Genomic DNA, 11974 nt, shown 5'->3' with positions numbered 1-11974 from the left:
ACTTCTTCAGACCGAATCAATCCAAATTGCCATTCCTCAAATCCACTTTACCAACTCGCAGTACAACAATGCGACATCAACACGCTTCTTGTTTAACAACTCATATTTCGTTATCAAAAACATTGCTTTAGGCTATAGACTTCCTTACACTTATATAAATAAGACTAGGGCTTTCGAGAGTAAATATTTTGTTGACCGGAGAAAATCTAGCTACATTTTCGGCTAGAAAAGGATATAGCCCACAGCAAACCTTTGGTGGATATAGTCAAAATCAATTTGTTCCTTACCGAATAGTATCATTTGGTTTAAGTGTTGGATTTTAATCTTGAAAACAATGAAAATTCTAAATAAGATAAAAGTATTGGTTGCTACTGCAGTCGTATTGTCATCTTGTGCGAAAGATTATCTGGATACGGCTCCAACGAATGCTACAGGTCCAGATGTGGCCTTTGAAAATGTAGAAAATGCTAAAGCAGCAGTGAATGGGCTTGCTCGTCTAATGAAAAGACAATATTTGTCCTCTCAAGGATTCAATGGCGAGGGAACCATAAAGATGTATTACGGCAACTATATGGGGAATCATTTTACTGCCGGAGGTATGGGGAGCTCTTGGTCGTTAGTGATGAATATGGATTTCTTAGCCAATCCTACAAGTACGTACACATTCTATCCATGGTACTATTACTATATGATTATTACTAACGCCAACGCTATCATTGCTAATATTGACAATGCAAGTGGTGCGCAAAATCAAAAAGACTTCCTCAAAGCGCAAGCCCTTACTTTCAGAGCTTACAGCTATATGATGCTGGCGCAAATCTATGGCGACCGTTGGGCAGATTCCAATAACGGTGCTACCAAAGCCGTAGTATTACGTGTGAACGAAGGCATCGAAGATTTGCCATTGTCGACGCTTGCCGAAACTTATGATCTCATCTATGAGGACCTAAATACAGCTATTTCGCTTTACAATTCTTCAGGCCTGGACCGTAATGCAAACAATAACTATGAGGTTAACTTGGATGTAGCATATGCTATCTATGCGAGAGCAGCATTAAATAAAGAAGATTATGTCAATGCTGAAAAATATGCTAAGCTAGCACGTGCTAAATATCCTTTGATGTCTGTAGCAGAATATAAGAGCGGCTTCTCTAATCCTAATAAGGAGTGGATCTGGTCGGTATTCGATTCCTCAGATGAAACCATCTATTTTTATTCTTACCAGGCATATATAGCTTACAACTCGACAGCAAGTGCAGTAAGAACTACGCCAAAATGTATCAGTAAGGAATTGTATGACCAAATCCCGGCTACTGACATACGGAAAGATCTCTTCTTGAGCCCTACAGCAGATCCAAGTCTTGTCTTCAAGCCAAATACGGGTGAAGGAGAAGCAAATGAACTTGCTTATATCCGTGGTCTATATCCGGATATCCCTTCAAATGCCAAAGCGTATGCCTATATGCAATTCAAAATTAAGGCGAATGATATGCCTGGCGTAGGACATACCAACAACTTCCGTTCGTCCGAATTATTGCTGATAGAGGCTGAAGCTAAATACAAACAAAATAAACCTGCATCTGAAATCCAAGCCCTTCTCAACGAACTGACAAGAGATTCAGGACGTGATCCTGGATACAACTGTACCTTGACAGGACAAGCTTTGTTCGACGAGATTAAAAAATACAGAGCAATAGAATTATGGGGTGAAGGATTTGACTGGTTTGACCTAAAACGCTGGGGAGATCCTGTAAAAAGAAAAAGCTTCTCTAACGGCGGCAACTTCGCTTCTACTTTTGCTGTTACAATTCAGCCAAATGAAAAGAACAAATGGAGAGTGGTTACCCCAGCAAAAGAAACGGATTACAATCCTTTAATAGATTAATTGTTTTTCCTAATAAAAAAGCTCCCTTAATAATTAAGGGTAGCTTTTTTTGTTATGACTATTAAAAACAGTTACTGCTAGTGTTTTTCTGTCGTGCCTCCGTCAAAAAATGTTAAAATAGTTTATATGTTTGCATAGTTACTTTCAAAAGAGTTCGTATATTTATATTTAAATACGAATCAAAAGTATTTTACTAAACAAAAACTAACTAAACAAAAACACTAAGTTATGAGAAGCATGTTACCTAGTTACTTGCTATTATTATCTATTATTAAAAGCTTACTCGTATTATTCTCAGGGAAGCTTGAGAAGTCACACTTCTTTTCTTAATAGGATATCTTTTGTTTTGTTTGGTTTGTTTTGGGAAAAACGAAAGGATAGAAGCTATACGATAGATTAAAGCTTGTTCTATTACTTTGTAATAAATATAATCTTCACCAAAAGAATAATGTGCTTTACAAAGAATGGTATTTGTCGTTATAGTTTAATGAGTGTAAATTATAGTAGAATATGAATTTTATCCAATATAATTTTTTTACTAAACAAAAACTAACTAGCTTAATTATGAAACAGAAATTACTCAGTTTGATTTTTGTGCTGACCTGCTTTATAGGCGTGTCGTTTGCACAAAATAGGCAAGTGAGTGGTAAAGTGACATCGGCAGAGGATGGAAGTCCTATTGCTGGAGTTTCTGTATCTATTGTAGGGACAAACAGAGCCACTCAGACTGATCCTTCAGGAAATTATTCGATTACTGTTCCTGAGGGTTCGACATTATCTTATTCTTATCTTGGTTATGTGACGCAGCGCGTTGCTGTGGGAAGCCAATCCGTGATTAACGTGCAATTAGTTCCCGTAAGTCAGGAGCTGGAAGAAGTGGTGGTGACAGGAGCTTACGGCATCAGGCAGACCGCACGTTCTTCTACTTCCAGTGCGCAGGTGTTGGAGGCAAAAACCATTAATACCACACGTCAACCTAACCTTAACAATGCGTTAGCCGGTAAGGTAGCAGGTCTTCAGGTAAGATCGCAATCTGCGGCAGCTTTGGGACGCAACAACACTATCCGTCTAAGAGGTGCTACAGGATTGAGCACAGGTAACGATGGAGCTATCTATGTAGTAGATGGTACTATCCTGCCGAACTACGATGACCTTAGCATTGATGAGATTGAAAGTGTCACTGTAATGCAGGGACCAGCGGCAGCGGCACAGTTTGGTTCTCAAGCTGCTAATGGTGCTATAGTTATCACTACCAAGAGAGGGAAAACCGATCCCGGCTTGGGTATAGCTCTAAATCTAGGTGCTAACTTCGACAAAGCCTATATTTTACCTAACTATCAAAACTCTTATGCTGGTGGTGGTTCGGAATCTATGTATCAATATAATTGGAAACCAGGTGATCCGGAAGAATGGAAGGCTTTGGATGGAAAGTATTATCACGATTACAATGATGATGCTTCTTGGGGACCAAGAATGATTGGCCAAGAATATATTCCTTGGTATGCGTGGTATGGAGGTCACTCTCGTTCATATCAAACAGCAAAACTAACACCTCAAAAAGACAACGCAAGAGATTTCTTCGAAACAGGAGGTGCGACTAACAACAACATTGTAATCACAAAATCTGCAGACGCTTATAATCTGAGGTTTAGTTATACTAACCAATATACAAATGGTTTGTTGCCAACTACCTCATTGAATCGAAATTTATTCACCGTAAGAGGGTCTTTTGATATTAATGACCACATCACAGTGGGTGCCAATATCAACTATGTGAATAACCGTTTGTACGGAGAAATTGATGATGATTATTCTAACCAATCTACGGGAGCGTTCAATCAATGGTTCCATAGAGATTTAGATATCCATATTCTAAAAGAATTAAGAGGGTTGACAACTCCGGAAGGTATTTTTGCCAGCTGGAACCACGCCAATCCTACAGCATATAAAGCAGATGACCCTAGAAGTTTCTTCGCAGCCAACTATTGGTATAACCCATATACTTACTATGATTTAGTAGATAGAGTCAACCAACGTGACCGCTGGTATGGAGACGTTAATCTGCGTTACAAAGTTAATGATGACTTAAGTTTCTCGGCAACTTACCGTAAACAGCAGAATACAACATTCTACGAATATAAATACAGTTCACGTCTGAATGAAAGTGGTCTACAGACTACAGGAAACAACGAGTTGGCCAAAGGCTATTACGGAACAGGTAATACCTATTCCAACCGTCAAAACGTAGAAGTCGGAGCACATTACAGCAAGCAGATTCAAGACTTCACCATAAACGGTAACTTTGTCGCTGACTTCTTCCGTTCGCAATACAATGAAAACTCCGGAAATACAGTAGACGGATTAAATGTGCCAGACCTATTCACGTTAGCCAACTCCGTAAGTCAAGCTAACCAATATAACTATCGTTATAGAGAAGGATATAACGCCCTGTTGTTTAAATTAAATGTTGGCTATAAAAATATTTTATTCGCTGATGCATCGATAAGAAGTGACTGGTTCTCAACATTACCTGAGGACAACAACCAAGTTTATTCTAAATCTTTTGGTGGTGCTTTCGTGTTCTCTGATTTGTTACAAGAAGGTATGCCTTGGCTAAGCTTGGGTAAGTTGAAGTACTCTTGGGGTGAGATTCCTAAAGCATTAGGAACCAACAACACTACCTTCGGATATTACAGATATCCGGGTATGTCTTATAGTGTGGGACAATACAAATGGGGTAATAACTTCTTGATGTCTACTCCTGATGCTTTGGTTGACCCTAATATTCATGGATCAGTAAGTTCTCAACAGGACTTCGGTTTGGAATTATTCTTCTTGAGAAACAGAGTGGGGCTTACTGCTACTTATTGGACAGGTAAGGATGAAGACTATCCATATTCAGTATCTCAAAACGGTGCCAGTGGATATTCTTCTATATTGACCAATATCGGTAAAATCTCTCGTTCGGGATTTGACTTGTTATTGAAAGCTATACCGGTAAGAACAAATGATTTTGAGTGGAATACTTCCGTGATCTGGTCACGTCTAATTAAAAATAATATTGACGAAATTACCGAAGATACCAAGCGAATCTCTGTGGAAGGGGTTTGGGGTACCACCATGCCTTATCTAACCCATAAAGAAGGGGCGCGATGGGGACAGATTTATGGTAACGGTATTAAACGTAATGAAGCCGGTATTCCAATTCTTACTGCAGCCGGATATTATCAAAACGACCCTGCAGTAGAGTTTGGTTCGGTATTGCCAATGTATACCGGAGGTTTTCAAAACAGCTTCCGTTATAAAGATTTCACATTAGGCATTGACCTGGACTTCCAATATGGAGGAAAGATGGTTTCATTATCAAACATGTTTGGATCATATTCTGGTCTGACCGCTAGAACTGCTCGCCTGAACGATAAAGGAAATCCTATACGTGATGCTGTAGCCGATGGTGGTGGTGTACGTGTGGATGGTGTAGATGAGAATAATAACCCTGTAACATTCTATATCGGCGCACAAGATTACTATCACAGTCTTTACAACAACAAGACCTTCGACGAATTTATTTACGACTTGACATTCGTTAAGTTAAGAGCTATTTCCTTTGGCTACAATATCCCTGTTCAGAAATGGAATTTGGGACGTCACATTAAAAGAGCAACGTTCTCGTTGGTGGCAAATAATCCTTTGTTGATTTACGCTACTACCAAAGATTTCGACCCTTCAGAAATTACTTATTCTGTGGGTGAAACAGGTCAGTTGCCAGGTACTAGAGGGTTTGGTTTTAATTTAAATGTTAGCTTTTAAATGAGTATAGCGATGAAAAAGAGATTCTTATATATATTACTAGGTGCCTCAATGCTCGCAACGTCATGTGACGCGCTGAGTGACTTTGGGGATATGAATGACAACCCTAACGCCACTACTCAGCCAATCACATCAGCATTGTTAACTAATGTGTTGTCTGGAGTAGCAGGGTATGCTTCAAATAATCACTATCAACCGGGATTATATGCGCAATATATTTCTGAGACACAATATACCGAGGCTTCCTTGTATTCCTTGCCTCAGAACAATTTTACCGCTTATTATTCAGGTCATTTGATGGACTTGCAGAATATTATCAATACGGATGTTGATAATCCTAATATGCAAGCTGTAGCCCAGATTGTGCAACAATATATCTTCTGGTATTTGACCGACCTGTGGGGAGACATCCCATATTCGGAAGCTTTGCAGGGTATCACACCAAAATATGACCGTCAGGAAGATATCTACAAAGGTATCTTAACGAAGCTTGCTGAAGCAGAAAGTATGTTAACCTCCTCGGCAATAATCAAAGGAGATATCGTATATAATGGAGATATTACTAAATGGAAGAAGCTGGCCAACTCTTTACGTCTGTTGGTATCTTTACAGCTCTCCAAAAAATTCCCAGGACCAAATGATTATGCTGCTACAGAGTTTAAAGCTGCTTTGAATGATCCTGATGGCGTAATCACTACCAATGAGGATAATTTTAAACTTAATTTTCCGGGAGGTAACTTCAAAAACCCTTGGCGTAATACCTACGACGGACGTAAGGACTATGCTCAAAGTAAAACGCTTACGGATATTACTGCCAACCTGAGCGATGACAGACAGCGAGCCTTTGGTGGTGCTACTGAGGATTTATCTTCTCCAAATGCATTTGCAACTTCAAATGTAGGCTTCCCTTACGGGTTGCCTCGTGCACAGGCTGAAGCTTTTGCTAGTGCCAACACCAATTTTGCAAGGGTGCTGAGAGGTGATTTCAGAACGGAAGATGCTCCATATGTAATTATCAGTGCGGGACAGGTTTACCTTGCTAGAGCAGAGGCTGCTCAACTCGGATGGACCTCTGAAAACAAGAATAATCTGTATAGAGATGGTATCACCCTTTCTTTCGAGCAGTGGGGGGAAAGTGTATCGAACTCTTACTTAAATCAATCGGGCGTAGCGTTAAATGGTACGGCTGATGATGCAAATAAAATCAGCCTTCAGCGCTATATAGCACATTATCCAGACGGAAGAATGGGATGGAATATCTGGCGTAAGTCTGGCGTGCCTTCTCTATCTCCTGCACCGGGAGCAAATCCAGGAACCGAGATTCCTAGAAGGTTTATGTATGGTTCGAACGAACAAGCGACCAATAAAGCTAATTTAGATGAAGCGGTAGCTCGAATTCCTGGTGGCCAGGATGTAATGTCTGCAAGAGTATGGTGGGATCAATAATTTAACTGTTATATGAAAAGGTATATCTTAAAATATATATTAGCCGCTTTTGTGTTGGTAGGTCTGACACAAAGCTGTGTGAAAGAGTCTTTCGAGGGAGACAATGTAGGCGATAGTGGTACTACATTCCTGAAGACTCCTAATGGAGGAGAGGTCATTCAATGGCTTTCTCCTTCCGAAAGTGTGAGAAAAGTTAAACTTTTCACTCTGTTTAAAGATGCACACAATGCGGCCGAACTGGCTCGTGTCAATACGGTAAAACTGACCATCACCCCAGCTCTTATCGATGAGTACAATGAAGAGAATGAGACGGAACTAGAACCTTTGCCTTCTGATTTCTTCACTTGGGTGCAAGAAAATGGAATTTCAGTTTCCGGTAACACAATTTCTATAGAACTGGGTAACGGTAATGCGTATGGCGAGCTGTTTATCAATCTTGATGGATCTAAATGGACAGATATGTCCACTAAATATGCTTTGGCATTCGTGATCTCCGATTATGGTGATATTACTCCAAGTTCTCAGCTGAGTGACACCATTATTGTCCAGCTGGGATTGAAGAACATGTGGGACGGTATTTATAAGTTTACCGGTACACTTACAGATGTGGTAACTCCGACAATGGAACACGTTTCGATTCAATATGCCGCTCAAGGTTATGGAGATTATACGGTAGAACTTCATACTATAGGAGAAACCAAAGTAGTATTGTTTGATGATATACTTTGGGGCGATAATACCTATCCGATTTACAGTGGAGGTTGGAGTGGATATGGATCTTTCTGTCCGGTATTCGAGTTTGACCCAGAAACAAATAAAATCATTAGTGTAACAAACTACTATGGTCAGCCGGCAAGTAATACGCGTTCAGCTGAGTTGGATCCTTCGGGTGAGAACTATTACGATCCGGAAACAAAAACATTAAAGGTTAGGTATTTTATGCTTCAGCCAAATATGGTTCCGGCAGCTCCTTATATCCGTGCAACAATAGACGAAGAATATAAGTTTGTCGGAGCAAGAGAATAATATAATTATCATTAGCGAGATACTATAACTAAAAACCAAAGGACTTGAAAATTCAAGTCCTTTGGTTTTTTTATTACATAATATAATTGCCTACAACAAGTGGTAAATAACTTGATTGGTATTTGTTTGTGTTAAAATAGTATAATATTTAATCATCTTGGGCATTATTTTTCTGATGTTCCGTTTTCCGCTATTCCGAAGTGATGGGCAAATTTTTTTTTAAAAAAAAAATCTTAAGAATGTTAAAAAATGTAAAAAAAAGTATATGTTATGTGGATAAACTAACTGATTGTTGAAAAAGATTACTAAACAAAAGTTGTCTAAGCAATAACTACTTAATAACAATAAACTTAATATATGAAACACAAATTACTTAGTACTATGTTTGCTATGACGTGCTTAGTAGGTTCGTCATATGCGCAAACCAAAGAAGTAAGTGGTGTGGTGACAACTGCAGATGGAAAGCCAATTAGCAGCGCTTCTGTTTCTGTCGTTGGATCTAACATTGCTACACAAACCGATGACGCTGGTAGATTCAAGCTTACTGTACCGGCGGGAGCAACACTGAATGTATCCTATGTGGGATATGTTTCATAGAGAGTGTCCATTGGCAATGCTACTACTTTGTCAATCGTTTTAAAAGAAGACGCTCAGGCTTTGGATGAAGTACTTGTTATCGGTTATGGATCGGGAACCGCTATAGGTACCCGTCTTGGATCGAAAACTACTGTTACATCCAAAGATATTGAAGGTAAACCTACTGCCAATGCTTTGGAAGCTCTCCAAGGTCGTGTTCCAGGATTGTCGGTGCTAACATCTAACGGTGAGCCGTCAGCAACACAATCTATCCGTTTGCACGGTTCAGGTTCATTGGGAGCTAGCTCGACTCCACTTTTCGTGGTAGATGGAATTCCTGTGGATGCGGGATCTATTGTGTCTACAAATCCAGATGACTGGGAAAGTATCACCGTATTGAAAGATGCTGCCGCAACTTCTATTTATGGTTCGCGTGCTGCAAACGGTGTGATTTACTTCAAGTCAAAACAAGGTAAAGCTGGTGAAAGATCGAATATTACTGCTAGGATACAGAAAGGAACTAACGATCTAGCTTCCAGAAAGCATATCGAAAACTTTATGAATACCCAAGAGTTGCGTGCTTTCTGGTTAGAAACAGGCTTTAGAACTCAGGCACAGATCGATCAGATTTCTGCTACCTATGGCGATGATACTTTTGACTGGGGTAAGTATTATTACCGTGAAAATACATCATACGGTGAATATAATTTGAATATCTCAGGAGGTTCTCCACGTACCACCTATTTCATCAGTGGTGGCTTCTATGACCAAGAAGGTATCATGTATCGTTCAGGGTTTAAAAGAGCTACTTTAAGAAGCAATATTTCTTCTAAACTGAATGATTGGGCAAGAGTAGGCTTGAATTTGTCTGGTGGTCAAGATAAAAGACAGTCAAACCCATACAATTCAAATAATACGAATGGAGGTCTGTCTCTCTTGGCACTACCATGGTATTCTCCTTTCGACGAAAATGGAGAAGAGTATTATGGCGTGACTATTCCAGGATTAGGCAGATATTCTCCAAGATATCTGGCAGATATGATGCCAACCAACAATGTGAACCAACAGTTTAACCCGACAGCTTTTGTGGAAATTGTTCCTATTAAAGGCCTGACTATTAAGTCACAGGCGGGTATGGATTACTTCAACTATAGAATTACCTCTCTGCGTTATCCTTCCTATGCAGGTGCCTTGGGCAATGGTACTGTTAGTGAAGAATGGCAACAAGGAGCACAAAGAACCATGACAAATACGATAGATTATCGTAGCCGATTTAAGGAGGTTCATGACTTCTCTATCCTTTTTGGCCAGGAGTCTACAAAATATACTTATTCCTCATTCTCGGCAGGCGGTTCTGGCTTGACTGACGATCGATTGTTATTGTTAGGCAATACTATTGCTGATTCACGTTCGGCAGGTTCTTCGAAATCAGAGTTTGCTTATAATTCGTATTTCGGTCGTTTAGGTTATTCTTATTCCAACAAGTATTACTTTGACTTTACCTTACGTAATGATGCGTCATCACGTTTCGGTAAGAATAACAGAAATGCAACATTCTGGGCTGTAGGTTTGATGTGGGAAGCTAAGAAAGAAAACTTCTTGAAAGATGTTGATTGGTTGGATAACTTGAGCGTGAAAGCTAGTATCGGTACTCAAGGTAACTCCTCTATTGGCAACTATGAATCTTTAGCAACAGTAGGATCTACTGTTTATAACTCCGCACCAGCTTGAGGTGTAAGTGCTCCAGGTAACCCTTCATTAGCATGGGAAGAGCAAACCAAAACTACCTTAGGTATCCAAGGTGGTATCGGTGGCGGAATTATGAACTTCAATATCGAATTCTATAAGCGTGTAACAGAAAACATGTTGGTATCAGTGCCTTACCCTTATACTTCTGGTTTCTCTGATATCACATCAAACGTGGGTTCTTTACAAAATACAGGGGTAGACGTGGACTTGGTATTTAATGTCTTCAAATCGTCTACTTACTACTTCACACCATACATCAACTTTAACTACAACAAGCAAAAGATTACAGAACTTTTCCAAGGTAAAAGTTATTGGATCGTGCCGAACACTGGTGTGAGCTGGGCTGTAGGTAAACCTGTAGAATTCTTCTATCCTATCCAAAAGGGAGTTAATCCACAGACAGGTCTTATGGAATGGTATGTTCCTGGTGAAGATATCACCGTAACAAGAAAAGACGATAGTGATGTAACATCTACATGGAACAGTACTGCTCTAGCACAAAGTACAGGCTTGAAACGTTACTCTCCATTCGTAGGAGGTTTCGGATTTAGCTCAGGATACAAAGGTATCTTCTTCGATATGAGCTTTGTATTCAACAAAGATAAGTATATGATCAACAATGATAGATACTTCTTTGTTAACCCTTACAACTTTGCTGGATATAATCAATTGAAGGATGTAATGGATTACTGGAAACAACCTGGAGATAACGCAAGATATCCTAAATATGGTACTGTTAACCAATTCGACAGTGCGCTTATCGAGGATGCTTCTTTCCTACGTATGAAACACTTAAGAGTAGGTTATGACATCCCTAAAAAATGGTTGGGGGTTCAGAACTTCTTTAGATCAGCAAAAATTTACTATCTAGGAAGAAACTTGTGGACAACGACAAAATATTCAGGTCCAGATCCTGAGGTTGATAGCAACTTAGCATTAGGGGTAAATCCAAACACTAAACAATCTGTTTTTGGTATTGAACTTCAGTTTTAATTTTAGATTATCAGAAAATGAAGAAAATGAAAAAGTATATATTAATGGGTATTGCCATTACAAGTTTGCTTAGCTCCTGTGATTTGGATTTATACCCATACAATGTGATTGAAAGCTCTCAATCATTCAAGACTGTTAGCGACGCAAAAAACTGGGCTAACCGCCTGCATTCGGATTTGCGCGGTCGAGTATATGGCCACTACATTTTGTCTCCGGATATTCAAGCTGACCAGTTGAATGCTACTTCCGATTACGGTAACAACTATGGATCTGTTCACCGTTGGACAGACCTTACGTCAGATAACTATCAAATCCGAGACAACTGGCAAGGTTACTATTCGGCGTTGATCAATGTCAATACAGCCATTGAAGGCTTTGCTACTATCTCTCCAGCTAACGCAAACGAAGAAAAAGAGTTGAAAGAGTATGTAGGTATGGCACATTTAGTACGCGTTCAATAAGAAATAATAATAAGCGCGTACTAAATGT

9 protein-coding genes are annotated in these 11974 nt (G+C 39.6%); all 9 read left to right on the top strand.

Features of this window, described 5'->3' with window-relative positions:
• Positions 1 to 226: hypothetical protein (locus SD31_RS19275; protein WP_231561528.1), on the top strand; the 226-nt coding region annotated here is incomplete at its 5' end.
• Between the two features lie 108 nt (positions 227 to 334).
• Positions 335 to 1885 (top strand): RagB/SusD family nutrient uptake outer membrane protein, encoded by a 1551-nt coding sequence (locus tag SD31_RS11780; RefSeq protein WP_039054273.1) that lies wholly within the window; start codon positions 335 to 337, stop codon positions 1883 to 1885.
• A 564-nt stretch (positions 1886 to 2449) separates the two neighbouring features.
• Positions 2450 to 5695 (top strand): SusC/RagA family TonB-linked outer membrane protein, encoded by a 3246-nt coding sequence (locus SD31_RS11775; protein ID WP_039054272.1) that lies wholly within the window; start codon positions 2450 to 2452, stop codon positions 5693 to 5695.
• 51 nt (positions 5696 to 5746) lie between these two features.
• Entirely contained in the window at positions 5747 to 7141 is a 1395-nt protein-coding gene (locus SD31_RS11770; RefSeq protein WP_197053688.1) for a SusD/RagB family nutrient-binding outer membrane lipoprotein, read from the top strand.
• A gap of 12 nt (positions 7142 to 7153) precedes the next feature.
• Positions 7154 to 8167 carry a DUF1735 domain-containing protein gene (locus SD31_RS11765; RefSeq protein ID WP_039054270.1) on the top strand — a complete coding sequence of 338 codons (1014 nt, stop codon included), beginning with the start codon at positions 7154 to 7156 and terminating at the stop codon, positions 8165 to 8167.
• A gap of 357 nt (positions 8168 to 8524) precedes the next feature.
• On the top strand, positions 8525 to 8764 hold the full coding sequence (locus tag SD31_RS15560; RefSeq protein WP_082021938.1) for a carboxypeptidase-like regulatory domain-containing protein: 240 nt from the start codon (positions 8525 to 8527) through the stop codon (positions 8762 to 8764).
• Positions 8765 to 8767: 3 nt separating this feature from the next.
• Entirely contained in the window at positions 8768 to 10474 is a 1707-nt protein-coding gene (locus SD31_RS15555) for a SusC/RagA family TonB-linked outer membrane protein (protein ID WP_052259008.1), read from the top strand.
• Positions 10475 to 10564: 90 nt separating this feature from the next.
• On the top strand, positions 10565 to 11485 hold the full coding sequence (locus SD31_RS15550; protein WP_052259007.1) for a hypothetical protein: 921 nt from the start codon (positions 10565 to 10567) through the stop codon (positions 11483 to 11485).
• A 26-nt stretch (positions 11486 to 11511) separates the two neighbouring features.
• Positions 11512 to 11946 carry a RagB/SusD family nutrient uptake outer membrane protein gene (locus tag SD31_RS11755; protein WP_197053686.1) on the top strand — a complete coding sequence of 145 codons (435 nt, stop codon included), beginning with the start codon at positions 11512 to 11514 and terminating at the stop codon, positions 11944 to 11946.
• The last annotated feature ends 28 nt before the right edge of the window (positions 11947 to 11974 follow it).

The organism is Sphingobacterium sp. T2 (assembly GCF_000814685.1).
Taxonomy (GTDB): Bacteria; Bacteroidota; Bacteroidia; order Sphingobacteriales; family Sphingobacteriaceae; genus Sphingobacterium; species Sphingobacterium thermophilum.
This window is presented reverse-complemented; position numbering and strand designations above follow the sequence as displayed.

Excerpts from the sequence above, each read along its gene's own strand:
- SD31_RS11775 (WP_039054272.1), top strand. The coding sequence starts at position 2,450 with ATGAAACAGAAATTACTCAGTTTGATTTTTGTGCTGACCTGCTTTATA.
- SD31_RS11780 (WP_039054273.1), top strand. The coding sequence starts at position 335 with ATGAAAATTCTAAATAAGATAAAAGTATTGGTTGCTACTGCAGTCGTA.
- SD31_RS11765 (WP_039054270.1), top strand. The coding sequence starts at position 7,154 with ATGAAAAGGTATATCTTAAAATATATATTAGCCGCTTTTGTGTTGGTA.
- SD31_RS15560 (WP_082021938.1), top strand. The coding sequence starts at position 8,525 with ATGAAACACAAATTACTTAGTACTATGTTTGCTATGACGTGCTTAGTA.
- SD31_RS15550 (WP_052259007.1), top strand. The coding sequence starts at position 10,565 with ATGAACTTCAATATCGAATTCTATAAGCGTGTAACAGAAAACATGTTG.
- SD31_RS11755 (WP_197053686.1), top strand. The coding sequence starts at position 11,512 with ATGAAAAAGTATATATTAATGGGTATTGCCATTACAAGTTTGCTTAGC.
- SD31_RS11770 (WP_197053688.1), top strand. The coding sequence starts at position 5,747 with ATGCTCGCAACGTCATGTGACGCGCTGAGTGACTTTGGGGATATGAAT.